The organism is Neobacillus drentensis (assembly GCF_021560175.1).
GTDB classification, from domain to species: domain Bacteria; phylum Bacillota; class Bacilli; order Bacillales; family Cytobacillaceae; genus Neobacillus; species Neobacillus drentensis_A.
The window spans coordinates 257501-282077 of sequence record NZ_CP091110.1 but is presented as its reverse complement, the minus strand read 5'-3'; the positions used below and the strand labels follow the sequence as shown (position 1 = coordinate 282077).

Sequence of the window (24577 nt, the reverse complement as noted above, 5' to 3'; positions counted from 1 at the left end):
ATTATATGTTTTTTTAGGATTAGGTTGTTTCATTATTCCTAATGAACAACAAACCTATAACATAAAGAAATCCCACCTTATTCCGGCAGGATTTTCATGATCTATAGACATTCATTCTAAGGCTCATTTGCCCTTTTTTCACTTATTTTTATCCAAGTTTGTTTTGTATTGATTTGGAGTCATACCGAATGTTTTTTTAAATACTTTAAAAAAGGAACTATAGTTATACCCGACTTCAAGAACGATATTTTCAATTGTCATATCTGTATTTTTAAGTAAATTTTCAGCTTCTGACATTCGAATATCAGTCAGTAAGTCCTTTAAGTTTTTACCAAATTCTTTTTTGATGAGGCTGCTCAGATAACTTGGATGAAAATGAAAATATTCCGCCATTTCATTAAGATTTGTATCTTTATATTTATTTCTAATGTAGGTTAAAATTCTTTTCTTTACCTTATGCTGTTCATCCTTTATCAGTTCTCCCGTACTGTAAGTAAATTCTCTTGATAGTTCTGTAAAAAGAACTAGCAAGTAGCCATTAATAGCTGCTGAAGATCTAATTTCTGGTGTATAATATTCTATCAGAAGGTTCTCTAATATGATCTTTATGACAGAATCTTCTGCTACATGGTGCATTAAGAAATTTTGTACTTTACTCTTAGAGTAAAGACTATTGATGATAAAATTAGAAATATAGTTATCATCTGACAATAAATGCATGAAAATACCATCAAAAAATTCCGGTGTTATAATAATATTGACAACCACATCAGAATCCCTTAAAGGCAAGGAACTATGTACGATATTTTTGTCTAAAATACATAAATCCCCTTTATTCATTTCAACTTGTCTTCCTTTTATCTCTTGAATAAAACTTCCTTCTAAAACATATACCATTTCAATATATTCATGTTTGTGTTTTAAAATAGGGATGAACTTAGTTTTTCTCCTTATTGAAAACTTATTGGTTTTCACCTCATTATTAGGATAAGATGTTATAATTCCTTCCTCATCTATATCCATAATAATTTTCCAATTGTCGTTCCCTAGCTTATGTTCAAAAATGAAAGGTTGTTGTTTAGAGTTTTTCGAAACCTCATCTGGATTCTGCATTAAATGTTCTTCTAGGTCAGTTTTTTTATTAATTATCTCCAACAAATTCTTATAACCTTTTAGTCTCATTAAAATGCACTCCTATCAGACAAGGAAATAAAGACATTTCATTTGAATCATTTTTGCTTGTAGATAATAAATCAACTAGTCACAAATTTTTTTCTCTTCTCACATAGCCATTATGGGTTAAAATTTTAATTTCACACACTTCAAACAAAATCTTCCCGCTGCGGTGTAAACACGTCCAATATAATCGAATTGTCTTCAAGTGCCTTTACTCCATGCAATGTATTTGAGGAGACGTAAATGCTGTCCCCTTTTACCACTCGCTGGACCTCTCCGTCCAAATGAAACTCAAAACTTCCCTGAACAATATAACTAACCTGTTCATGAGTGTGAGCGTGAATGGCACCAATAGCGTCCTTCTGAAAACTTACTTCTGCCATCATGAGGGTGCCGCCCCTTCCTAAAAGTTTTCTTTTAGCACCTTCTTCCGCATCAACAAATTGCTCATTCTTTCCAAAGAAAAACAAGTCAATTACCTCCTTTCAATTAATTTATCAAAATACTAAATCCAGACAGTTTTTTCTAAAGATATTTACAAAAACTGCAATATCCTTTTTAATTCGTACTTACCCTTTTTCGATATTCAGATGGAGTTACTCCATTTTTCCGCTTAAACATGTTACTAAAATAGGTAATATCGGAATAACCCAGCCTGTCAGCTATTTCACAAACTCTTAAAGAGGTCGAAACAAGCAGATGCCTTGCTTCATTTAAACGGGTTTCAACAACAAAGTCTACAAAGTTTTGCTCTGTTTTGTCTTTAAATAGCTTACTGAGATAACTTGGATTCAAATTGACGTAATTTGCGGCATCTGTTAAAGTGACTTCACCCGGAACTTTGCTTTTGACGTAGTTAATAACTCTCTCGATAGTGGATAATTCTAAGGGATCTGCCTCTTTTACCAAACTATTCGCTGAATATTCACTTATTTTTTGACGATGGTTTGCCCAGTTTTCCAGGCATTCCTTAAGTTCCTCCAACTCTACAGGCTTAAGCAGATAGTCAAAAATTCCTGAACGAAGGCCATGCTGTATATACTTAAAGTCATCGTATCCGCTGATCATAATACATTCTGACTGATGTACACCATTTGCCATTGCTGTCACAAAGGATAACCCGTCCATCACGGACATCCGAACATCTGTCATTACCAAATCAACAGCTTGTTCCTTTAAAAAGTCCAAAGCTTCCAATCCATTGGAGCATTCACCAATCACCTTAAAGGAGAGCCCTGTCTTGATTATCGTATGTCGCAATGCAGTTCGAACCCATTTCTCGTCATCGACCAGAAGAATCGTATACATGCTATCACTTCCCAATAAAGCAATCATTTTTAAAAATGTACGACCATTATCTTTTGTTATAAATCAGCTTGTTCAATGTGCCTCATTAACGGCAGGCGAATGATTATGATTGCTCCGCTTCCTGGACTGCTTTGTACGCTTATTCCATACTCATCTCCGAAAAGATGTACAATTCTTCGGTGGACATTCACGATGCCGATTCCTGGCCCCCCATCCATTACATCCTTCTCACTTAAATTTCGTCGAATTTCTTCCAGTTTCTCTGGAGAAATCCCGATCCCATTATCCTGAATTGTAATGACATAAGCATCCTCTGAATCCCGTAACGCCGTTATGGTGATTTTTGATACACCGCCAGAAGGTTCAATCCCATGCTTAAACGAGTTTTCAACGATCGGCTGAATGGAGAACTTGGCAATTGGTTGTTTTTTCGCCCAGTCTGGTATGAAGAATTCATATTCCAATTTTTCATCAAACCGGTATTTCTGAACTCGAAGGTATACATTCGTATGATGAATTTCTTCCGACAGCCATACGGTTTGAGAGTTATTATTTAAATTATAACGTAATAACTTTGCCAATGACGCAGAGATATCTGATATGTTTTCTACTCCGTATTCCAACGCCATTCCCCGAATGGTCTCGAGGGAATTAAACAAAAAATGTGGATTGATTTGTGCCTGTAGTGCTTTTAGTTCAATTTCTTTTTGACGGAACAGCATTTCCGTTTCCCGAATTCTAGAAAGATAAACTTCATTTACAAGTTCATTTAAACGGATCAGCATTTTATTGAACCCCTGTGACAGCTCACCAATCTCATCTTTGGATAAGACTTTCACTTGTCCGCTAAAATCCCCTTTCTCCACTCGCTTCATCATCCTTTGCAGTCCTCTTACTGGTTTAATGATACTTCTTGATAAACCTACTCCAAGAATAATTGCAATCAACAATGTAATGAGAATCGTAATAAATATAGTGTTTCTTATATAAACTGAACTCTTAATCAGTTCGTTATAAGAAATAGATGTAATGACGGTCCATCCAAGAAACCCAGAATGGGTATACGTGAGCAATTCTTTGTCCTTTCCGTTTGTCACAAATGAACCGCTTTCCCCATGAAGGATTTCTTCTATATTTTGAAGAGAAGCTTTTTTTCCGAGTTGGGAGAAATCTGGATTATAGACATAATTCCCCTGTGAATCAACAATATACATAAATCCCGAGTGGCCAATACTTACCTGGCTGGCAATTTCCTTAAACCGCTTAAAGTTTACATCCATCACAATATAACCAATTGGCTTAAGAGTTTTCGGGCTAAACAACCTTCTGGCAATGGAAATCACATACTCGTTGTTCTCACCATCTGTAAGCATCCGTGTGAAAAAAACAGGTTCAGCGGTGTCCGGCAGGATTTTTTGAAAAAATTCCGGATCAAAAGACTCTTTGGGATGAAATCGATTGTAACGGATATCACTTGCATCGACCGTGGCTACGTTATTGACGGATACAGTAATATTGGTTATATCCGACCTGGAGTAGGCTGCATTTTGAAGCATACGCTGGACATTAGATGCCATTTCACTCGAATCAAATTCCTCTTGGCTACTCATTTGAAGAAATCGGTTGAGCGTCTGGTTGTTTAAAATTTTTAATATATCAATCTCAAAATCGCCTACATAATACTCGATATGCGTGTTTACCTGCCTTATAATTTGCCAGCTATTTGATCGTGCTTCATTTTCAAGCACTTCGACTGATTTCTGATAGGAAAAAAATCCGATAAAACCAATCGGAACAACAACAAGCAATGTTGCAAAAACAAATAACTTGCGAACCAGTGACTGATCTTTTATTAGCAGTATACTCGTTAGCCGGGCAAAAGTATGTCTTCCAAACCGTTGCATATTTCACCTTGTTCCTATGTAAGATAAAAAGAAAAGCCATGCTATAATAATAACATTTCTAGCATAGCTCTTCCTATTATTTTTCCATATAGTTCCCAAAAGGTATTAGTTTATTTCCTTGCCTTATCGATTGCATCAAGAATATCACCATAATCAGCGCGATACTTTTCGATTACAGGTTCAACTTTCTTTTGCCAAGGCTTAAGATCCTTTACCTCAACAATTTTCACGCCAGAATCTTCAATTTTCTTCTGGGAATCTTCTTCCATTTTCTCCCACTCTGCACGTTCTGTTTCTACAGATTCTTTTGCAGCTTCTTGGATAATCTTTTTATCTGCATCGCTTATCTTATCCCAAATAGTTTTGCTTGCTAATAGAATTTCAGGCACTCGCTGGTGACCGTCAAGAATCAAATTTTTCGCTACCTGATAATGGTTAGCAGAAACATAGCTTGGTGCATTATTTTCAGCTGCATCGATAACACCTGTTTGAAGTGAGCTGAATACTTCTCCGTAAGGCATTGGAGTGGCACTGCCGCCAAGTGCGGCAATTAAGTCAATGTTAATCTGGTTTTGTTGTACACGGATTTTTTGGCCTTTCAGATCATTAAGGTCCTTGAGAGGTTTAGTAGAATAGAAGCTGCGGGCACCAGAATCATAGTAAGCCAGGCCTTCCATTTTAGACGCCTCTAAACTCTTTAACATTTCCTGTCCTTTTTCACCATTTAAGAATTTCCATTCGTGTTCAGAGTTGTCAAAGATATATGGAAGACTGAATACACCAAGTGGCTTACTGAATTCAGCCAATGGACCGGCACTAACACGCGTGAACTCAACTGCTCCCAATTGAACCTGTTCAATTACTGATTTCTCGTCTCCTAACTGTCCATTAGGGAACACGCTAATTTTAATGCGGCCATTAGATTTCTTGTTAACAAGCTCGGCAAACTTCTTATCGCCCAATACAGTTGGGTAATTGTCCGGATGGGTATCAGCCAACCGGAAAGTGTATGTTTTACCTTGAGATTTTGAGTCGGAATCTCCACTGGTTTTTGCTGAATTTCCCGTTCCTGAACAGGCGGAAAGAACTAAACTTGCCCCAAGTACTGCAGTTAGCATTACGGATAAACGTTTTGGTGACTTCTTCATAATAAAACCCCTCTCAAATTAATAAATAGTTTTATAGATTCATTGTTGAAACCATTTTTAATGGCCTAGTACTTTAGGCAGCCATAATGAAATGCTTGGTACATAGGTTAAAATCATTAATGCCGCCAAGAGCACCAATCCGAACGGAGCCATGGCCTTGGCCGCTTTCATGATAGGGACTTCGCCGATTGCGGAGCCTATGAACAACACCGTTCCAACTGGAGGTGTTAAAAGCCCAATCCCTAAGTTTAACATTAGAATGATACCGAAATGAACCGGATCCATCCCCAATGAAGTAACTACAGGAAGGAGGATTGGTGTCATAATCAGAATAAGTGGTGCCATATCCATGCCGCATCCAAGGATGAGTAGCAATACGTTGATAATCAATAGGATAATAATCGGATTATCAGAGATACTTAATAATCCATTTGTAACCATGTTAGGTACTTGCAGGAACGCAAGGACATAACCTAAAGCATTGGATGCTGCAATTAGGAACAACACCATGGAGACCGTCCTGAAGGTTCTGATCAGAATGGTCCACATCCGGCTGAACGGAATTTCCTTAAAGACGAAGAAGGTAACAATAATTGCATACAAAACAGCAATTGCACCTGATTCTGAAGCGGTAAACCAGCCTGAGAAGATTCCGCCCAGGATGATGACAATCGGCATAACCGATATGATTCCATCTTTAATGACCTTAGGAACCTCTTTTTTCTCAATGACGGTAGTTTGAGTAAAGCCTTGACGGATAGCCAAAATGCGGCTGACAAACATAAGTGCTACACAAAGCAGGATTCCTGGCACTACACCAGCCATAAATAAGGTTGCAATCGATACGCCGCCGGAAGCAAGAGAGTACAAAATTAAGTTATGACTTGGCGGAACGACTACACCCTGAATAGCAGCAGCAGAAGTTAAGCCAGTTGCAAATTCTTTACTGTATCCCTTTTTCTTCATCATTGGAATCATTACTGAACCGATTGACGAAACGTCCGCGGCAGCAGAGCCTGAAATATTGCCGAATAATAAACAGGCAAGGACGTTAACCATTGCTAAACCACCGCGGACACGGCCGACTGCAAGCATGGCAAAGTTAATTAAACGAGCGGCCAAACCACCCTCATTCATTAATTGACCAGCCAGAATAAAGAATGGAATGGTTAATAATGCAAATGAATTTACTCCCTGAATCATCCGTTGACCAATAACCTCAAGCGGCATGTTCAAATAGATCATTGTGATGACAGTGGAACCTGCCAATGTCAGCGCCACTGGAAAACGCAGCAGCAGCATGATAACAAAGCTAACTAGAAGAATAATTATCGCAATCGTTGTTTGATCCATCGTTAATGGCCACCACCTTCAATATTATGTCTCCTTGTGTCAACACCAATTAATTGCAAGAAGGCATAAATGATCATCATAAATCCTGTAATTGGCATGACAGCATATTCCCAAGCATTTGATAATTTAGTTGCCGGTAAAGTTGAATCACCCATTAAAACGGTGAAATCCCAGCCATATTTCAACAAATACCAACCGAAAGCCATGGTAGCAAGTGATACCAATTTTTCGATGATGTTAATTATTGCTGGAGGCAGTTTTGCGGTAAAGGATTCAATGGCTAAATGCAATTTTTCTCGAACACCTATGGCAATCCCCATAAACGAAAACCAACACAATAATAAAAGAGTAACTTCCTCTGACCAAAACAATACAAAATTAAACAACTTTCGCGTGAAAACTTGCAGCGTAACGATGATAATCATGGCTATCAGTGAGCCTATCGCTACTTTCTCAAAAAGACTATCTATGAATAGACAAAATCGTTTTAAGGCTTTCACTACCAATTCCCCCTCCTTTTTAAGTCTTTTAATATTGTAAGTGCTTTCATGTGTTTATTGTAAATGTTTTCATGCCTATGGGAAACCGTGCTAATTTTAGATTTTTTTATGTTTTTTTTAGGTTAGTACAATCGTACACTAAAAATCCCCGCAATTTTCAAAAAAATCAGTATCAACTTTTACTTTGCATCTTTTTCATCAGCTTCGCATGATGCAATAATTTCACAATTTATGAGTGACTCGTCAAACGTATTCGCAATACCGGTGATTCTTGCAGATCCATAAAATTTGCGGCCAAATTCTCTGGCTACTAGTTTTAATTCCTCATTTTTAGGATCTTTTTCTAATTCTTCCAAAGCATGATAATATTTTATTTTATTAGTTAAAATAGTGGGCTTCTTATATCGAAAAAAGCCGCCGTATATGATAAATGCCGCTATAAATGGGGTTGTATAATAGAGTAAGTGGATCATTTTCCTTCTCCTTTTTTTGTTGATATATACCTTATCTGATTTGTATTGGGGGTATAACGGTTAGAGATGTTAGTGGTGATTGACTCACTAAATAGCTTTCAACAGTCTTGTCAAAAAACAACTTTATAAACCGTGCAGAAGAACTTTATTAAAGTTTGGCGGTACTGCTTGGGGACCGAACTACATCAACGTATTAAAAAAATGGAATATAGCAAAAAAGAGATTACCCCACCATTTTGGGACAACCTCTTAATTTGTTTCCTATCTGATTATTTAGCCATTTTTACCTTTTCAGCATATTGACTTGCCAAGCCGATACATCTCTCTTAGCAGAGACAGGTGTATCACTCGAACAAATCCTAGACCGGCTTGGGGATACTGATGATCAATTAACAAAAAATGTGTTTCTCCATGTTACGTAAGAATGAAAAAAGAGGCTTCTCAAAAGTTTATACAACTAATGAGAAGCCTCTTATATATACTTAATGTTAGCATTTTGTTAGCAAATCACTTTAAAACCCTTATATATCAAGGGTTTAGGCAGTCATTACATCATGCCGCCCATTCCACCCATGCCGCCCATGTCAGGCATTCCAGCAGCACCAGCAGGTTCTGGCTTATCAGCAACAACTGCCTCAGTTGTTAAGAACATAGCCGCAACAGAAGCAGCGTTTTGAAGAGCTGAACGAGTAACCTTAGTTGGGTCAACGATACCAGCTTCGATCATGTTTACCCACTCGCCGTTAGCTGCGTTGAAGCCTGTTCCAACTTCTTCACGCTTTAAGCGGTCAACGATAACAGATCCTTCAAGACCAGCATTGTGTGCGATTGTGCGAACTGGCTCTTCCATTGCACGTAGAACAATGTTGATACCTGTTGCGATATCGCCTTCTTCTTGAAGCTCAGCCACACGGCTGTATACGTTAAGAAGGGCTACACCACCACCGGATACGATACCTTCTTCAACTGCTGCACGAGTTGAGTTCAATGCATCTTCGATACGAAGTTTGCGCTCTTTTAATTCAGTTTCAGTAGCGGCACCAACTTTGATAACTGCTACACCGCCAGCTAATTTAGCTAAGCGCTCTTGTAATTTTTCACGGTCAAATTCAGAAGTAGTTTCTTCTAATTGAGTACGGATTTGGTTTACACGAGCTTGAATCTCATCTGTTGCACCAGCACCTTCAACAATTGTTGTATTTTCTTTTGTTACAACAACTTTAGCGGCACGGCCTAAAGATGAAATGGTTGCAGATTTAAGGTCACGGCCAAGCTCTTCAGTGATGACTTCACCGCCAGTTAATGCAGCGATATCTTCAAGCATCGCTTTACGGCGATCGCCAAAGCCTGGAGCTTTAACAGCAACAGCATTGAATGTTCCGCGAAGTTTGTTTACTACTAATGTAGATAATGCTTCACCTTCGATATCTTCAGCAACAAGTAATAGTGGCTTGCCTTGTTGTACTACTTGCTCAAGAACTGGAAGGATTTCTTGAATGCTAGAAATCTTTTTGTCTGTGATTAAAATATATGGGTTATCTAAAACAGCTTCCATTTTGTCAGTGTTTGTTACCATGTAGGCAGAAACATAACCACGGTCGAACTGCATACCTTCAACTACATCTAACTCAGTTGTGAAGCCTTTAGATTCTTCAATTGTGATAACGCCGTCGTTACCAACGCGCTCCATTGCTTCTGCAATCAATTGACCTACTTCTTCGTCAGCAGCAGAGATCGCCGCAACTTGTGCGATTGAAGCTTTGCTTTCGATAGGTTTAGAGATCGCTTTTAATTCTTCAACAGCTGTAGTAACTGCTTTTTCAATTCCTTTGCGGATACCCATTGGGTTCGCACCAGCTGTAACGTTCTTTAACCCTTCACGAATCATCGCTTGAGCAAGAACTGTTGCAGTTGTTGTTCCGTCACCGGCAACATCGTTTGTTTTGCTAGCTACTTCAGCTACTAGTTTAGCACCCATATTTTCGAATGCATCTTCTAATTCGATTTCTTTTGCGATGGTTACACCGTCATTCGTGATCAGTGGAGAACCGAATTTTTTCTCAAGAACCACGTTGCGTCCTTTAGGTCCAAGCGTAACTTTTACTGCATTTGCTAGAGCATCAACACCACGAAGCATTGCGCGGCGTGCATCTTCACTAAACATAATTTCTTTAGCCATTGTAAAAAAACCTCCTCGTATTTTTACTCTGAATCTATTTCTTTAAAGTTCAATAACTGACATGTATGTGTCAGGCTTAAATGCTTTTATTTACTCGCCTACTACAGCAAGGATATCGTTTTCACGTAAAATTAAGTATTCAACACCCTGGTATTTCACTTCAGTACCAGCGTATTTTGAGAAGATAATACGATCACCTACAGCCACATCAAGTGCTACACGCTCACCGCTTTCAAGAACACGGCCAGTACCAACGGCAACAACTTTACCTTCCTGAGGCTTTTCTTTCGCTGAATCCGGTAATACGATTCCGCTTGCAGTTTTTTCTTCTGACTCCACAAGCTCAATAATAATACGATCACCTAAAGGTCTTAACAATTCAAACAACCTCCTCAAATATATGTAGTTTTTTCTTTATTAGCACTCTCCTCTGATGAGTGCTAACACAATTATTATAATAATGAATCTTAAAATCTTTTGCAAGTAGGATGCATAAATTTTTACAAAGAAATTTTCTTTTTTACAACCTTATAAAGTATGTGAAAAAGCAGGCAATCTATACCTCCTTTTTAAAAGAAAATAACTATTTAGGGTTTCCACAGCCAGAGTCCTTCAATTTTGATGAAACAGTACATCTAAATTGAAACCATCACTGCTTTAAGAGTAAAATAAATATTAGTGCTTATATCGGACCTATTCATTATCGTTAGTTACTCGTTGCATCCTATAACTATACATAAAGGAGATTGTCATTTGAAAAAGGAATATTGGTGGGTCATTATTGTTTATATAGCTATGCAGTTTTCAAGTCTAGTGGGGCTTCCTATCTTAATTTTTGGCTTTAAGCATTTCGATATCAGTCAAAGACTTGCTGTTCCTGTGTATCTGATTGCCAGTTTTTCGATCGCCTTGATCATTATCCTCCTTATTTTACGGAAGGAAATGAATACACGTAGTTTGGATGAGAAAGGGACTTCATTTGGATATTCGGCAATATGGGCAGTATTAGGGGTATTTTTAGCTTTATTTGCCCAGTATGTTGCAGCTATAATCGAACGCCTTTTAGGGATTAAAATGGGTTCGGAAAATACACAGGATATCCTCAAAATCATTGAAACCCTGCCGCTGGCAATCCTTGTTACAAGCATCATTGGCCCTATTCTGGAAGAAATCGTTTTTCGCAAAATTATTTTTGGTGCACTATTTAAACGATATAATTTTTTCATCTCCGCATTAATTAGTTCCGTTATCTTCGCATTAGCCCACATGGAGCCTGTGCATATTTTACTTTACGCGGCGATGGGCTTTACGTTTGCATTTCTCTATGTCAAAACAAAACGTATTATTGTTCCGATCTTTGCTCATGTATCGATGAACACAATGGTTGTTTTGGTTCAATCTGTTTATAAAGATGATATTGAACGACTAAGACGAGAGGCGGAAGCGATTCAAAACTTTATCGGAGGCTTTCTATGAGACGTTCACCCTTGTTTTCCGGTTTTATCTACCTCTTTCTCGGTACGCTGTTTACCTATTTTGCCATCGACCATGTCCAAACAAACGGCTGGGGATTCTTCGGCTACCTGCTCGTGATACTGGCCACCTTCGACTTTGGTTCCGGCGTCAAGATGATCCTTTTTCATATAAAGTATAAAAATAATGTGAAGAAGTAAGAAAAGGTGACAGGCACCCATGGTGCCTGTCACCTTTTCTATTATTTCGATGGTGCTTGTGTGTTTAATCTGAGACGGTCTTTGCCGAGGATAAAGATAAAGAGGAATGCGATTCCTGCCGGGACTAGTGCCCATGTAAAGGTGTGGACGATGGAGCTTGATAGGGCATCTGTTATTTTGTCTAAGATTTGTGGAGGTATGTGACTTCTTGCTTCTTCCGATAAGAGTGAACGCGAATCGCCAAACGGCTGCCCCTTCATCTGCCCCATTCCAGAAAAGGCATCTTTCAGCCCAGCGTTTAAATTGCTTCTTTGGATCGTTCCAAATATGGTAATGCCGATGGTCATCCCGAGCGACCGAATAAAGTTACTGGTTGACGTAGCTGAACCCCGCTGCTCCATACCGAATGGATGAATCGCCGCCATACTTAAAACAGAGAACGAGAAACCAACGCCTAAACCGATGACAATCATATAAACCGTCAACAGAGCCCTGGTTGTATCCGGCGAGATACTGCTTAACAGCAAAAATCCGATTATCAAAATGAGGCCAGATAAAAACATAATGTTACGGTAACTCATCTTGGTCGTCAAAAATCCACCTGTTTGGGCCGTCACCACTGATCCAAGCATCATTGGCAATAAAATGAGTCCTGAATTGGTCGCTGTTCCGCCGTATACCCCTTGCACAAAGATGGGAATATACACAGTTGCCGCCATAAATGCCGCTCCATAAAATAAGCTGACAAGTGTACTTCCGGCAAATAAACGGTCCTTAAACATCGTAAACGAAATGATCGGGTCCTTTGCTTTTGTTTCAATATATAAAAAGAGTAAGAAAAGAACGGTGAAGCCCGCAAATAAGCTCAAAATAATACTAGAATCCCAATCATATTTCTGCCCGCCAAGCTCTAGGGCAAACATTAAACAAACAACCGACCCAATTAAAGTAATAGCCCCCCACCAATCTATTCTCTGTTTCTGGTGAATCGGCGATTCTTTGTAGGCAATCGAAACAAACAACAAGGATAAGATTCCAAGTGGTAAATTGATATAGAAAATCCAATGCCAGCTGATATGGTCCGTAATATAGGCCCCTAATAACGGACCAAAGATACTGGATAATCCAAAAACAGCTCCAAACAATCCACCCATTTTCCCGCGTCTTTCAGGAGGAAATAAATCAAACATGATCGTAAAGGCAATGGGAACTAAGGCTCCGCCGCCAATCCCCTGAATCGCCCGGTAGATGCTTAGCTGTGTAATGGTCTCCGCTGTTCCGCATAATGCAGAACCAATCATAAATAAGATCAACCCGAAGATGAAGAATCGTTTACGCCCATACATATCGGATAATTTCCCGAAGATTGGCATCCCTGCCATCTCTGCCACCATATAAGCTGAAACCACCCAGACAAAGCTTTCAAGCCCGCCGAGGTCGCCAACAATGGTTCCCATTGCTGTCACGACAATCGTATTATCCATGGAGGCCATCAGGATCCCCAGTAACAATCCTGCAACGACCAGTCCTAACTTACTTTCCTTTGTAGCCATTCGATTACCCCTTTACACTTTTGTCTTAGATTTGATTGCTGACGATGAATCGCTTTTCAATTCCGTTGTATATTCAACAAGGCCGATTTGACAGCCGGGACCGATCTTAACGGTATTGCCGCGGACCACTTCAGCAGTTGTATTTTCTAAGTAAATATCATCACCCTCGATTACTTTGGCCGAAAGAGTCCCTTCCTCTCTTCCGAACGGGAGGATCGAGTTTTTCTTTCTTTTGACGACAATTTTCCCACCGCCTATTTCCTCTGCCATGCTTTGCCCGAATCGCAGCCCAATCTTAACCTTATCTGCTGTTAGTAATCCTTTGATGTCAAAACTGCCGCTCGAATCAAACGTTTCAAATTCGACATCTCCTTTAACAGAGATACTTCCTTTTATGGTCGCCACATCTCCGCTTAACTTTTCACTCACTTCGAGCAGCCCAAATATCTTCATCTTCTTCAGACTGGCATTCCGGCCGACCATCAGCGTCCCCATCACAAGCGTATCGTTCGCCGCTACATCTCCTTTCACTTCGGCCTCGCCCATAATTTTTACCGAGCCTGTTTTCACATTATCTTTCGCCTCACTCGTACCATACACATGAAAGGCAGAACATTCGACGTCGGTTACAATCATCCCCTCACCACGGATGCTGACTTTATCATATATGCCGCCTGGGTAACTTCCTGAACCATTAATAATTAGATTTTGACCCTTGCCCATTCTCTTCTCCCTCCTCCTAAATCTTCTGAATATCCCCTACAACCGCATCTTTATCTTGAGAAAATTCATCCGTATACTCCACCACACCGATCTGACAATTCGGACCTATTTTCACTTGATGGCCTCGAACCACCTTTGCCACGGTATTCTCGAGCACAATTTTGTCGCCCTCAATCAAATCAGTTTCTAACTGGTTTTTGAAAAAAGGTTTAAATATAGCGCCGATAAACGACCCTTTATGTTGTTTAACGGTAATGGTCTGCCCGCCAATTTCCTTTGCCTTACACTCCCCATAAACCTCTACATCGATTTCCCCTGCATTGAGAAGTCCACCAATGGTAAAGCGATATTTCCCTTTAAAACTCTCAGCTTCACAGTCTTCACCCACGGTTAAAATACCATGAATGCTGATCTGTTCCGCTTTTACTTTGCCTTCAACATTGACTTTTCCGGAGACCTTTACGTTTTGCACTAAAAGGTCCTGGGCAACTTTAGCTGTCCCATCCACTTTCAGCTTCTCACCCTCAATCGTTCCATGGAACCGGGCATTGCCGTTAACGTTTACTTTTGTGGCAGCTACATTCCCCTTCAGCGTTCCGGAGCCGTTACATTCTAATTCCTCACATACGAGGTCACTATTAATGGTCCCACTTCCATTCAGCGTCACCAGCGAAAAATGTCCCCCATTAGATGAACCAAGTCCATTGATGACCAGGTCGCCTCTTCGATTCGTTTCCATAGCCATTCTCCCTTATAATAATTTCGCTTTGATTTCTTCCATACATGTCATAATTGATAAAACAGTGACCACTTTCGTTCCCTGTTCAAAATGAAAACCCTCTGAATTGATAAGCAGCAGGCAGGATGATACACCAAGCTTTCTTGTCATCACTACTTCACATTTCTTCTGCTTGATCAGCTGCGTATGATCCTTTAAAACTTGAAGCACCATTTTGCCTTCTTCTAAATTGATATCACCTGACTGCAAAAGTTTCTCCAATACATAAACTTCAATTATTCTTGAAAAAGTAAACTGATGACCGCCCTTATCCATTTCCAAATAAATATCCATAACAGATGACGAAACAATGTTACGTTTTACTAAATCATCCTTTTCCAACTTTAAATCACTAATATTCGGAGAAAACATATCAGCCAATTCATCCAAAGATAAATTATCCTTCATGGTCTGGATTTTATGAATTCGCTCTAACACCTTTTCCTTTGGAAAGAACGTTTCCTGTCCAGTAAAGGTGGATTTTCGAATAAACCACTCTTCGGGGATCAGGTCCTTCCGTTTCCACCGGTAAAGCTGCCCATAAGAAATATCAGCCATTTCCAGCAGTTCCTTTTTTGAAATTAACTCGTCACTCATTGTCAGTTAACCCCTTTCTAAAAACAGTGTAACATAACACTGTTGCGCAAGTAAAGGTGCAAAAAAAGTGTTTCACTAATTTTTGTAAGTGAAACACCTTTTACTTATTATTCTTCAATTTCCTCTGTTGGATAATGTTTTAAAAAGTAGACTAACGACTGCAGTTCGACTGCCAAGTCAATGTGATGTACCCTAATCGATGCAGGCACATTTAATCGTGCGGGGGTAAAGTTCAAAATCCCTCTTACCTCTGCCTTTGCCAGCCTGTCGGTAATCACTTGGGCAACAGGGGCTGGCACCGTAAGAATAACAACAGATATCTTTTCCTCTAAGAGCACCTTTTCGAGATCATCCATAGGATAAACAGGAACTTCCCGAACTTTTCCTCCCATTTTTTCCGGATCGACATCAAAAGCAACCTCTATTTTGGTATTATTGTTTTTTAAAAAGTTATAGTTCAAAAAGGCGGTTCCTAAATTACCAACCCCAATTAACGCAACCTTTGTTAGCTCATCTTGATCAAGTGTCTTACGGAAAAAGGTTAACAGATAATTAACATTGTAGCCGTATCCTTTCTTCCCCAAGGCGCCAAAGTAAGAAAAATCTCGGCGAATCGTTGCACTGTCTACCTTCACCGCTTCACTTAGTTCCGCAGACGAAACTCTTTGTTTCCCGGAAGTATGCAGATTTTTTAAAAACCGATAATAGAGGGGCAGCCGTTTGGCTGTCGCCTGTGGTATCTTCATCGTTTCATTACTCATAATCTCCCACACCCCATTCCCAAAATGAATAAATATTATTTAACTTGCTCTGTTCTTTTAAAATCTCCATTTTTTCCGCCTGTTTTCTCAACTAAGTATGTCGGTCCAATGATCATACCTTTATCTACTGCCTTGCACATATCATAAACGGTTAAAGCGCAAGCTGTTGCAGCTGTGAGCGCTTCCATTTCAACACCTGTATTTCCTTTTGTTTTAACGGCTGCAGCAATATGCAATTGATGGCTCTCATTTTGGCCTTTTTCCCATGAAAAGGAGATATTGACCCCTGTTAATGGAATCGGGTGACACATCGGAATAATGTCCCATGTTTTTTTGGCAGCCATTACCGCTGCTACCTGTGCGACGGCTAGGACATCGCCTTTTTTCATTTCATGGTTCGTTATTTTTTGATAAATTTCATCACTTACAGTAATACTCGAATGAGCAAGAGCCGTTCGTGTCGTTTCGGGTTTGTCACTAACATCCACCATTTTCGCTCTGCCTTCGTCATTGAAATGCGTAAATTCTGACATAAAAAAATCCCCCTACGAAAAAATAATACACTATTTTTACCACTATGTGTGTGAAAGTTTGAACGAATATGCATTTTTTCCTGAAAAAAGTGCCATAAAACCTCACTTTATTGCCGACCTTACGCTAATACTGTACACTATTTATATAGTAGAGACCGATTTGCTGCTTATATAAGTGAAAGTTTTCACTTATAAGATGAAATGGAATATAGCTTGTATCTTATAATGACATAATCCTGCGTTTTGTTTTTTTAATAGAGGTGAATATAATGATTTTACTACAAGTAAACCAACTGCAAAAATATTATGGTGCTGACCTTATTTTATCGAATATAAAGCTAGAATTACAAACCCGCGACCGCGTTGCCCTGGTTGGGCGAAATGGCGCCGGGAAATCGACATTATTAAAGATCATTGCCGGACACCTGTCCCATGATGGCGGCGAGATTATTAAGCCTAAGGATGTAACAATCGGGTATTTAGCGCAAAATACCGGACTTGAATCAAATTTATCGATTTGGGATGAGATGTTAACCGTCTTCGAACCGCTTCAATTGATGGAAAAATCGCTTCGCCAGCTCGAAGAACAAATGGCCGATCCTGGTATTTTTGAAGACAGTGCAAAATACGAACGTATTTTAAAAGAATATGATCAGCTTCAGGTGAAATTTAAAGAGCAGGGCGGCTATCAATATGAAGCGGATATTCGCTCTGTCCTTTATGGATTAAACTTTCATGATAATTCTCTGATGATCACAAGCTTAAGCGGTGGGCAAAAGACCCGCCTCGCTTTAGGAAAGCTGTTATTAACAAAACCTGATATTTTAATATTGGACGAGCCAACGAACCATCTCGACATCGATACCCTTTCCTGGCTGGAGCAATATTTACAGGGATATGATGGTGCCATTTTGATTGTTTCCCATGACCGTTATTTTTTAGATAAAGTGGTCACCCAAGTTTATGAAGTATCACGGAAACAAATCCAACGGTTTACCGGCAACTATAGTGCCTACCTTGATCAAAAGGCAGCTAATTATGAGCGCGATATGAAGCTCTATGAAAAACAGCAACAAGAGGTTGCTAATCTGCAAGACTTTATTCAACGCAATCTCGCTAGGGCCTCCACGACGAAACGCGCCCAAAGCCGTCGTAAAAAGCTTGATAAAATGGAGTTAATGGACCGGCCGCTTGGCGATGAGAAGTCAGCCACTTTCTCCTTTGAAATTGAAAAACAAAGCGGCAACGATGTGTTAGCGGTAGATTCCTTGGCTGTAGGCTATGAAGGTAAAAAGGTCTCCGAGGATATTTCGTTTCGCGCCTATAAAGGAGAAAGTATTGCTTTAGTCGGCCCGAATGGAATTGGGAAATCCACTCTCTTAAAAACCATTATCAAAAAGCTGCCGCAATTAGCGGGTACCATCCGCTATGGGACCAATCTTGCCATTGGCTACTATGATCAGGAGCAGGCAGAATTAACCTCAAATAAACGAGTGTTAAATGAATTATGGGATGATTATCCTTTAAAAAGCGAAAAGGAAATCCGGACAGTTTTAGGGAATTTCCTCTTTTCCGGCGACGATGTGTTGAAAATTGTCTCCACCTTAAGCGGCGGTGAAAAGGCACGGCTCGCTCTTGCCAAGCTCATGCTTGAAAAGGCCAATTTGCTGATTTTAGATGAGCCAACGAACCACCTGGACCTCGACAGCAAAGAAGTACTGGAAAATGCCTTGATTGATTATCCTGGTACGATCCTTTTCGTCTCACATGATCGATATTTCATTAACCGGATTGCTACTAAGGTGCTGGAGTTGAGTCCTAAGGGTAGCTTAGAGTATTTGGGAGATTATGATTATTATGTTGATAAGAAGCTCGAGCAGGAAGAACTAGCCGCACTCGCACTAGCGGACGCTGCTAAGAAAACAGCTGAAAAGGATTCACTCGAAAAAAATAGTTATCTACAGGATAAAGAGAGTAAAAAACTTGAACGTCAGCGAAAAAGACGCTTAGATGAAGTGGAACAGCGAATTGAGGAACTTGAGGAGCAAATTCAAGCGTTTGAACAACAGTTATGTGACCCAGAGGTTTTTCAAGACCATGAAAAGGTATTAGAAATTAATCTACAGACTGAAAAAGCAAAAACAGAACTTGAGCAGTTAATGGATGAATGGGCGGCTCTTGCCGAATAATGACGAAACCGGGAGTATTTTCCCGGTTTTTTTTTAGCAAGAAATTTAGTTGTCCACAAGGTTACGCACATTTTAGATAGCATAAATATAAACATTCGTCACAGTTTTCCACATTATCCACAGTTATCCCCAATTTTATCCACACTATCAACAGATTGTTGATATCTATCCACAAATTGTGAATATGTTTTTTACTTTTCAGAATATTTTATCCACAGGTGCTTAATATCGACAGCAAATCGTATGAAAAGTACAAGCGCTCTGGTCAGCGGAGTATGGCCTCCTGAAAAAACTTTTCCTTCATGTGCTGCCTATACTGCCGAAGTCTTCCTTGTGGGGTGCTTCAACAGAGAAGTTCTAAATACAAAAAGCCCTTCCGATTGGAAGGACTATTCATTATATAATTCGATATCGAGTCCAGGATTGGCATTAAGGTTCAAGCCCGCCCTGATTCCTTTTTCAAACATTACACTGCCGGCAGCAGCAATCATCGCTGCATTATCCGTACATAATGAAAGAGGAGGAATTACCAATTCAACCTTAGGGTGTTTTAAAAAGGTTTGTTCCAAGGTGGTTCTTAGTCCCTTATTTGCTGCAACGCCACCCGCTACTACTAACTGGTTAACTCTATACTCTGCAACAGCTCTCTCCGTCTTCTTCACAAGCACTTCAATGACACTTTCTTGAAAGCTTGCCGCTAAGTCTTCTGGAGCAATTACCTCGCCACGCTGCTCTGCATTGTGAACCGTGTTGATAACGGCTGACTTTAACCCACTGAAACTAAAGTCGTACGAGCCTTCCTCAAGCCATGCTCTTGGCAAATCAATTGTCGGTTTACCTTCATGGGCCAGCCGATCAATATGAGGGCCGCCTGGATAAGGCATATTCAAAGTTCTTGCCACCTTATCATACGCTTCCCCAGCAGCATCGTCCCTTGTTTCCCCAATCACTTTAAAGTGACCATGCTCCTTCATATAAACAAGCTCTGTATGCCCGCCTGAAACGACAAGAGCCAGTAATGGGAATTTTAGTTCGGTTACCAATCTATTGGCATAAATATGCCCAGCGATATGATGAACCGGCACCAGTGGCTTGTTATGAGCGAAGGCAAGCGCCTTAGCAGCATTAACACCAATTAAAAGCGCGCCCACTAGGCCAGGGCCTTCTGTAACGGCGATAGCATCGATTTCCGAAAACGTTAGCTTAGCCTGACGCAATGCTTCTTCTATTACGATTGTTATTTGTTCAACATGGTGACGAGAGGCGATTTCAGGTACAACCCCGCCAAATCTTTTATGACTCTCAATTTGCGATGCCACCACGTTCGCTGCGATTTCACGGCCATTTTTTATAATCGCTACGGCGGTTTCATCACAGCTAGTTTCAATTCCTAATACCCATAAATCTTTTGTCATAAGTTCACCCACATAATTAATGCATCTTCCTGATTATCGGAATAATAATTTTTTCGAATCCCGCCGTTTTGAAAACCGAATTTTCGGTAAAGGGATTGAGCGACATGGTTGGTCACACGGACTTCAAGTGTCATACTCCTTACCCCCATTTCTCGGGTTGTCGAGATTAGTTTTGATAATAAAGCTTCACCCAGTTTCTTGCCTCTATATTCCGGGCGAATCGCTATATTGGTTACATGGGCTTCATCAATAACTACCCAAGTTCCGCAATATCCAACAATTTTTTCATTTTCCTCAAGGACAATATAAACGGCAAATTTATTATTGTGTATTTCATTAAAAAATGCCTCGCGACTCCATGGTGTGGTAAAGGAGGCATGCTCTACTTCTAATACCTGGTCAATATCCTCTTCCCTCATAAAACGAAAAACATAAGAATCTACCATTTATCTCTAACCCTATCCATTTAGAATTTTCCCCTTTGCCTCCAGCCATTTTGCTTCGGCTTCTGCCAAGCGAATATAATTTGGAACAAAGGTATGTAAATCTTCTCCTGGTTTATCCTGCCCTAATCCCGCCAGCTCTGCTGGACGAGGATTGTGTTCTGTTATACCCGCAAAGTTCGCTTTATTTCCTAAAATCTCTTGGATTTTAGCCTGATGCAATGGCAAATCATTTCCGACAAATAAAATTGGTTTGTCCATTTCTTGTAGATCAACTGCCCAGTCAGCCAACATAACGAGCTGGTCCTGTCTTACGGCTGTTAACTTACTGTTTTGATATTGATAAAGAGCTGTATAAACCTGCCCTCTTCTGGCATCAAATAGTGGTGATACGTACCCATCAAAATAACGCCCTGTACCAGCTGCTAAAATTTCAAGACTGGAAACCCCAACAAGAGGTATATTTAAGGTCCACGCTAACGTTTTTGCAACGGTTACGCCTATTCTAACTCCTGTATAGGATCCAGGACCTTTCGCAACCACGATTTTCGTTAAATCAGCAGGTACTCTGTCGCAATCCTTCATTAAGGTTTGGATCGCAGGCATTATTCGAACAGAGTGGTTTTTCTTTAAGTTGGTAATATATTCACCGAGCACTTGATTATCCTCTAACAGCGCTACTCCTAAAACATAATTAGAAGTATCTATCGCTAAAATGGTCATCTAAACTATCTCCTTACATAATTGCTCATATCTTTGTCCTTTAGGCTTTAAGACAATTTTCCGCTGATTCTGACCTTGATGGTATAAAAAGATGGTTAACCGTTCTTCTGGCAGCTGCTCTTCAATAAGATGGGCCCATTCCACGACGGTAACTCCTTCCCCTTCAAAGTATTCATCAAAGCCTAGGTCTTCGTATGCATCAGCTACTCGGTATACATCCATATGATACAATGGTAGCCGTCCACGATATTCTTTGATGATTGTAAAGGTAGGACTATTCACTGTCTTTTTCACTTCTAACCCCTTGGCTAAGCCTTTAGTAAACGTAGTTTTTCCAGCACCAAGGTCGCCTTCAAGAGCAATAACGTCGCCTGGCTGCAGATACGTTGCGAGTCTTTCCGCAAATTGCGAAGTATCACTGTCATTTGATGTCGTTAATTCATATTCTTTCATCCAATCACCTAACTTTACTCTAACAATACTTTAGTTTCATTTTACCCTTATTTAGGCATAAAAAAAACCTTAGGATGCTTCCTAAGGATGAATACCTATGTAGTTTATAAGAATTCTGCTTTAATTTGTACCTCATCAGGGGATGAAGCAGCGTTTACATGGTTTCACTCGGATTTTGTTCTTCGTTATAAATAGAACCACTGGTCTATTGGACAATTTCTTCAGACTTCTTAGGTTAAATGTCCATTAGAACCTCTCTATTGGACAAATCCCTCTGATTTCCTAATAAAATGTCCTTTAGGGCTGGTCTATTGGACAATTCCATCGGATGTTTTAAAAAACTGTCCATTAAAGATAATCGGTTCGGTTTAAGTGAGAGGAAGAATGGTATGGTTTATCTGATTTTCAAAAATCTTCTTTTAAAAGTTATTCGTAAAGGTATTTCACCTTTTATCCTATATTTTAGGGCAAAAAAAAAGACGAAAACCATGTTTCGACTAGTTTTAAAAAAATATGGCGGTCTGGACGGGACTCGAACCCGCGACCTCCTGCGTGACAGGCAGGCATTCTAACCAACTGAACTACCAGACCAAATTGCGGGGGCAGGATTTGAACCTACGACCTTCGGGTTATGAGCCCGACGAGCTACCAGACTGCTCCACCCCGCGATAATAAAAAGTATAAAGTTTGGAGCATGCTCCATGTTTTGTTACTGACTGTCCCCATCTCAGAAAGCTTATTCAAGCAGCAGCTCGATGGTTACAACTCGCAGATTATTCATTGAAGCAACGCTCGTTGCTCCACCCCGCGATAATAAAAAGTATAAAGTTTGGAGCATGCTCCATGTTTTGTTTATAAAAAACAGCCTGGCAACGTCCTACTCTCACAGGGACAAAGTCCCAACTACCATCGGCGCTGAGAAGCTTAACTTCCGTGTTCGGTATGGGAACGGGTGTGACCTTCTCGCCTTAATTACCAGACTATTTACTTGAAAGAAGTTCATTCTTTCAAAACTAGATAATGTAGAAGAAATGTTGTAAAAACGAGTTTTTCGCTTTAAAGCTTGGTTAAGTCCTCGATCGATTAGTATCAGTCAGCTCCACATGTCGCCACGCTTCCACCTCTGACCTATCAACCTGATCATCTTTCAGGGATCTTACTAGCTTGACGCTATGGGAAATCTCATCTTGAGGGGGGCTTCATGCTTAGATGCTTTCAGCACTTATCCCGTCCGCACATAGCTACCCAGCGATGCCTTTGGCAAGACAACTGGTACACCAGCGGTGCGTCCATCCCGGTCCTCTCGTACTAAGGACAGCTCCTCTCAAATTTCCTGCGCCCACGACGGATAGGGACCGAACTGTCTCACGACGTTCTGAACCCAGCTCGCGTACCGCTTTAATGGGCGAACAGCCCAACCCTTGGGACCGACTACAGCCCCAGGATGCGATGAGCCGACATCGAGGTGCCAAACCTCCCCGTCGATGTGGACTCTTGGGGGAGATAAGCCTGTTATCCCCGGGGTAGCTTTTATCCGTTGAGCGATGGCCCTTCCATGCGGAACCACCGGATCACTAAGCCCGACTTTCGTCCCTGCTCGACTTGTAGGTCTCGCAGTCAAGCTCCCTTGTGCCTTTACACTCTACGAATGATTTCCAACCATTCTGAGGGAACCTTTGGGCGCCTCCGTTACTCTTTAGGAGGCGACCGCCCCAGTCAAACTGCCCACCTGACACTGTCTCCCACCCCGATCAGGGGTGCGGGTTAGAATTTCAATACAGCCAGGGTAGTATCCCACCGACGCCTCCACCGAAGCTGGCGCTCCGGCTTCTCAGGCTCCTACCTATCCTGTACAAGCTGTACCAAAATTCAATATCAGGCTACAGTAAAGCTCCACGGGGTCTTTCCGTCCTGTCGCGGGTAACCTGCATCTTCACAGGTACTATAATTTCACCGAGTCTCTCGTTGAGACAGTGCCCAGATCGTTACGCCTTTCGTGCGGGTCGGAACTTACCCGACAAGGAATTTCGCTACCTTAGGACCGTTATAGTTACGGCCGCCGTTTACTGGGGCTTCGATTCAGAGCTTCGCGTGAGCTAACCCCTCCTCTTAACCTTCCAGCACCGGGCAGGCGTCAGCCCCTATACTTCGCCTTGCGGCTTCGCAGAGACCTGTGTTTTTGCTAAACAGTCGCCTGGGCCTATTCACTGCGGCTCTTCGAGGCTATGAACCCCAAAGAGCACCCCTTCTCCCGAAGTTACGGGGTCATTTTGCCGAGTTCCTTAACGAGAGTTCTCTCGCTCACCTTAGGATTCTCTCCTCGCCTACCTGTGTCGGTTTGCGGTACGGGCACCTTGAATCTCGCTAGAGGCTTTTCTTGGCAGTGTGGAATCAGGAACTTCGGTACTAAATTTCCCTCGCTGTCACAGCTCAGCCTTCACGAGAAGCGGATTTTCCTGCTTCTCAGCCTAACTGCTTAGACGCGCATATCCAACAGCGCGCTTACCCTATCCTCCTGCGTCCCCCCATCACTCAAACGATTCTTTGGTGGTACAGGAATATCAACCTGTTGTCCATCGCCTACGCCTTTCGGCCTCGGCTTAGGTCCCGACTAACCCTGAGCGGACGAGCCTTCCTCAGGAAACCTTAGGCATTCGGTGGATGAGATTCTCACTCATCTTTCGCTACTCATACC

The 24577-nt window shown here is 40.9% G+C and carries 23 protein-coding genes, 2 tRNA genes and 2 rRNA genes (1 of these 27 only partly in view); 3 read left to right on the top strand and 24 right to left on the bottom strand.

Going from position 1 to position 24577, the window contains the following annotated elements; genetic code table 11:
- Positions 1-138 precede the first annotated feature (138 nt).
- The 10 genes from L1999_RS01505 to groES all read right to left on the bottom strand — a co-directional run bounded on the left by L1999_RS01505 (position 139) and on the right by groES (position 10419).
- Positions 139-1182, bottom strand: coding sequence for an AraC family transcriptional regulator (locus L1999_RS01505; protein WP_235741931.1), 1044 nt, complete (start codon positions 1180-1182; stop codon positions 139-141).
- 140 nt (positions 1183-1322) lie between these two features.
- A complete protein-coding gene (locus tag L1999_RS01500) occupies positions 1323-1646 on the bottom strand; it encodes a cupin domain-containing protein (protein ID WP_235741930.1) in 324 nt (107 codons plus the stop codon).
- A gap of 88 nt (positions 1647-1734) precedes the next feature.
- Positions 1735-2484 carry a response regulator transcription factor gene (locus L1999_RS01495; RefSeq protein ID WP_235741929.1) on the bottom strand — a complete coding sequence of 250 codons (750 nt, stop codon included), beginning with the start codon at positions 2482-2484 and terminating at the stop codon, positions 1735-1737.
- A gap of 56 nt (positions 2485-2540) precedes the next feature.
- The gene (locus L1999_RS01490) at positions 2541-4388 is read right to left on the bottom strand and encodes a sensor histidine kinase (protein WP_235741928.1); all 1848 of its coding nucleotides are present in this window, start codon (positions 4386-4388) and stop codon (positions 2541-2543) included.
- A gap of 110 nt (positions 4389-4498) precedes the next feature.
- The gene (locus L1999_RS01485) at positions 4499-5536 is read right to left on the bottom strand and encodes a TRAP transporter substrate-binding protein (protein WP_235741927.1); all 1038 of its coding nucleotides are present in this window, start codon (positions 5534-5536) and stop codon (positions 4499-4501) included.
- Positions 5537-5593: 57 nt separating this feature from the next.
- Positions 5594-6889, bottom strand: a complete 1296-nt coding sequence (locus L1999_RS01480; protein ID WP_235741926.1) for a TRAP transporter large permease — start codon at positions 6887-6889, stop codon at positions 5594-5596.
- A 2-nt stretch (positions 6890-6891) separates the two neighbouring features.
- Complete coding sequence (locus L1999_RS01475) at positions 6892-7389, bottom strand: TRAP transporter small permease (RefSeq protein WP_235741925.1); 498 nt, start codon at positions 7387-7389, stop codon at positions 6892-6894.
- 179 nt (positions 7390-7568) lie between these two features.
- Positions 7569-7862, bottom strand: a complete 294-nt coding sequence (locus L1999_RS01470; protein WP_235741924.1) for a hypothetical protein — start codon at positions 7860-7862, stop codon at positions 7569-7571.
- 547 nt (positions 7863-8409) lie between these two features.
- Entirely contained in the window at positions 8410-10041 is a 1632-nt protein-coding gene (gene groL, locus L1999_RS01465; RefSeq protein WP_235741923.1) for a chaperonin GroEL, read from the bottom strand.
- A gap of 90 nt (positions 10042-10131) precedes the next feature.
- Complete coding sequence (groES, locus tag L1999_RS01460) at positions 10132-10419, bottom strand: co-chaperone GroES (protein WP_235741922.1); 288 nt, start codon at positions 10417-10419, stop codon at positions 10132-10134.
- Between the two features lie 375 nt (positions 10420-10794).
- On the opposite strand from groES, the gene L1999_RS01455 reads away from it, so the two are divergent.
- Both L1999_RS01455 and L1999_RS01450 read left to right on the top strand, forming a co-directional pair.
- Complete coding sequence (locus tag L1999_RS01455) at positions 10795-11517, top strand: CPBP family intramembrane glutamic endopeptidase (protein ID WP_235741921.1); 723 nt, start codon at positions 10795-10797, stop codon at positions 11515-11517.
- Positions 11514-11714: a YdiK family protein gene (locus tag L1999_RS01450; RefSeq protein ID WP_215046687.1), complete on the top strand. Its 201-nt coding sequence runs from the start codon at positions 11514-11516 to the stop codon at positions 11712-11714. The genes L1999_RS01455 and L1999_RS01450 overlap by 4 nt, the downstream gene beginning before the upstream one ends.
- Before the next feature lie 41 nt (positions 11715-11755).
- Here the strand turns inward: L1999_RS01450 and L1999_RS01445 are convergent, their stop codons facing one another.
- The 6 genes from L1999_RS01445 to moaC form a co-directional block, all read right to left on the bottom strand.
- Positions 11756-13267 (bottom strand): MDR family MFS transporter, encoded by a 1512-nt coding sequence (locus L1999_RS01445; RefSeq protein WP_235741920.1) that lies wholly within the window; start codon positions 13265-13267, stop codon positions 11756-11758.
- Between the two features lie 12 nt (positions 13268-13279).
- Positions 13280-13990: a cytoplasmic protein gene (locus tag L1999_RS01440; protein ID WP_235741919.1), complete on the bottom strand. Its 711-nt coding sequence runs from the start codon at positions 13988-13990 to the stop codon at positions 13280-13282.
- A 16-nt stretch (positions 13991-14006) separates the two neighbouring features.
- On the bottom strand, positions 14007-14729 hold the full coding sequence (locus tag L1999_RS01435) for a polymer-forming cytoskeletal protein (RefSeq protein ID WP_235741918.1): 723 nt from the start codon (positions 14727-14729) through the stop codon (positions 14007-14009).
- 12 nt (positions 14730-14741) lie between these two features.
- The gene (locus L1999_RS01430) at positions 14742-15365 is read right to left on the bottom strand and encodes a YhbD family protein (protein ID WP_235741917.1); all 624 of its coding nucleotides are present in this window, start codon (positions 15363-15365) and stop codon (positions 14742-14744) included.
- Between the two features lie 107 nt (positions 15366-15472).
- Complete coding sequence (locus L1999_RS01425; RefSeq protein ID WP_235741916.1) at positions 15473-16126, bottom strand: redox-sensing transcriptional repressor Rex; 654 nt, start codon at positions 16124-16126, stop codon at positions 15473-15475.
- Between the two features lie 35 nt (positions 16127-16161).
- Complete coding sequence (gene moaC / locus L1999_RS01420; RefSeq protein ID WP_235741915.1) at positions 16162-16659, bottom strand: cyclic pyranopterin monophosphate synthase MoaC; 498 nt, start codon at positions 16657-16659, stop codon at positions 16162-16164.
- 269 nt (positions 16660-16928) lie between these two features.
- Here moaC and L1999_RS01415 point away from each other — a divergent pair, with 269 nt between their 5' ends.
- Complete coding sequence (locus L1999_RS01415; RefSeq protein WP_235741914.1) at positions 16929-18848, top strand: ABC-F family ATP-binding cassette domain-containing protein; 1920 nt, start codon at positions 16929-16931, stop codon at positions 18846-18848.
- A 389-nt stretch (positions 18849-19237) separates the two neighbouring features.
- On the opposite strand, the gene tsaD is transcribed toward L1999_RS01415, so the two are convergent.
- The 8 genes from tsaD to L1999_RS01375 all read right to left on the bottom strand — a co-directional run.
- Positions 19238-20263: a tRNA (adenosine(37)-N6)-threonylcarbamoyltransferase complex transferase subunit TsaD gene (tsaD, locus tag L1999_RS01410; protein ID WP_235741913.1), complete on the bottom strand. Its 1026-nt coding sequence runs from the start codon at positions 20261-20263 to the stop codon at positions 19238-19240.
- Positions 20260-20709 carry a ribosomal protein S18-alanine N-acetyltransferase gene (gene rimI / locus L1999_RS01405; RefSeq protein WP_235741912.1) on the bottom strand — a complete coding sequence of 150 codons (450 nt, stop codon included), beginning with the start codon at positions 20707-20709 and terminating at the stop codon, positions 20260-20262. Before rimI ends, tsaD begins: the two co-directional genes overlap by 4 nt.
- A gap of 12 nt (positions 20710-20721) precedes the next feature.
- Entirely contained in the window at positions 20722-21429 is a 708-nt protein-coding gene (tsaB, locus tag L1999_RS01400) for a tRNA (adenosine(37)-N6)-threonylcarbamoyltransferase complex dimerization subunit type 1 TsaB (protein ID WP_235741911.1), read from the bottom strand.
- The gene (gene tsaE / locus L1999_RS01395) at positions 21430-21882 is read right to left on the bottom strand and encodes a tRNA (adenosine(37)-N6)-threonylcarbamoyltransferase complex ATPase subunit type 1 TsaE (protein ID WP_235741910.1); all 453 of its coding nucleotides are present in this window, start codon (positions 21880-21882) and stop codon (positions 21430-21432) included. It abuts the gene before it with no gap.
- A gap of 514 nt (positions 21883-22396) precedes the next feature.
- Positions 22397-22473: transfer RNA gene (locus tag L1999_RS01390), tRNA-Asp, on the bottom strand.
- Between the two features lie 3 nt (positions 22474-22476).
- Positions 22477-22550: transfer RNA gene (locus L1999_RS01385), tRNA-Met, on the bottom strand.
- 196 nt (positions 22551-22746) lie between these two features.
- Positions 22747-22862 (bottom strand): 5S ribosomal RNA (rrf, locus tag L1999_RS01380).
- 83 nt (positions 22863-22945) lie between these two features.
- Positions 22946-24577, bottom strand: a 23S ribosomal RNA gene (locus tag L1999_RS01375) (it continues 1304 nt past the right edge of the window).

Coding starts and splice junctions, on each gene's coding strand:
- L1999_RS01505 (WP_235741931.1), bottom strand. CDS start 1,182: ATGAGACTAAAAGGTTATAAGAATTTGTTGGAGATAATTAATAAAAAA.
- L1999_RS01495 (WP_235741929.1), bottom strand. CDS start 2,484: ATGTATACGATTCTTCTGGTCGATGACGAGAAATGGGTTCGAACTGCA.
- L1999_RS01490 (WP_235741928.1), bottom strand. CDS start 4,388: ATGCAACGGTTTGGAAGACATACTTTTGCCCGGCTAACGAGTATACTG.
- L1999_RS01485 (WP_235741927.1), bottom strand. CDS start 5,536: ATGAAGAAGTCACCAAAACGTTTATCCGTAATGCTAACTGCAGTACTT.
- L1999_RS01480 (WP_235741926.1), bottom strand. CDS start 6,889: ATGGATCAAACAACGATTGCGATAATTATTCTTCTAGTTAGCTTTGTT.
- L1999_RS01470 (WP_235741924.1), bottom strand. CDS start 7,862: ATGATCCACTTACTCTATTATACAACCCCATTTATAGCGGCATTTATC.
- groL (WP_235741923.1), bottom strand. CDS start 10,041: ATGGCTAAAGAAATTATGTTTAGTGAAGATGCACGCCGCGCAATGCTT.
- L1999_RS01450 (WP_215046687.1), top strand. CDS start 11,514: ATGAGACGTTCACCCTTGTTTTCCGGTTTTATCTACCTCTTTCTCGGT.
- L1999_RS01445 (WP_235741920.1), bottom strand. CDS start 13,267: ATGGCTACAAAGGAAAGTAAGTTAGGACTGGTCGTTGCAGGATTGTTA.
- L1999_RS01440 (WP_235741919.1), bottom strand. CDS start 13,990: ATGGGCAAGGGTCAAAATCTAATTATTAATGGTTCAGGAAGTTACCCA.
- L1999_RS01435 (WP_235741918.1), bottom strand. CDS start 14,729: ATGGAAACGAATCGAAGAGGCGACCTGGTCATCAATGGACTTGGTTCA.
- L1999_RS01430 (WP_235741917.1), bottom strand. CDS start 15,365: ATGAGTGACGAGTTAATTTCAAAAAAGGAACTGCTGGAAATGGCTGAT.
- L1999_RS01425 (WP_235741916.1), bottom strand. CDS start 16,126: ATGAGTAATGAAACGATGAAGATACCACAGGCGACAGCCAAACGGCTG.
- moaC (WP_235741915.1), bottom strand. CDS start 16,659: ATGTCAGAATTTACGCATTTCAATGACGAAGGCAGAGCGAAAATGGTG.
- L1999_RS01415 (WP_235741914.1), top strand. CDS start 16,929: ATGATTTTACTACAAGTAAACCAACTGCAAAAATATTATGGTGCTGAC.
- tsaD (WP_235741913.1), bottom strand. CDS start 20,263: ATGACAAAAGATTTATGGGTATTAGGAATTGAAACTAGCTGTGATGAA.
- rimI (WP_235741912.1), bottom strand. CDS start 20,709: ATGGTAGATTCTTATGTTTTTCGTTTTATGAGGGAAGAGGATATTGAC.
- tsaB (WP_235741911.1), bottom strand. CDS start 21,429: ATGACCATTTTAGCGATAGATACTTCTAATTATGTTTTAGGAGTAGCG.
- tsaE (WP_235741910.1), bottom strand. CDS start 21,882: ATGAAAGAATATGAATTAACGACATCAAATGACAGTGATACTTCGCAA.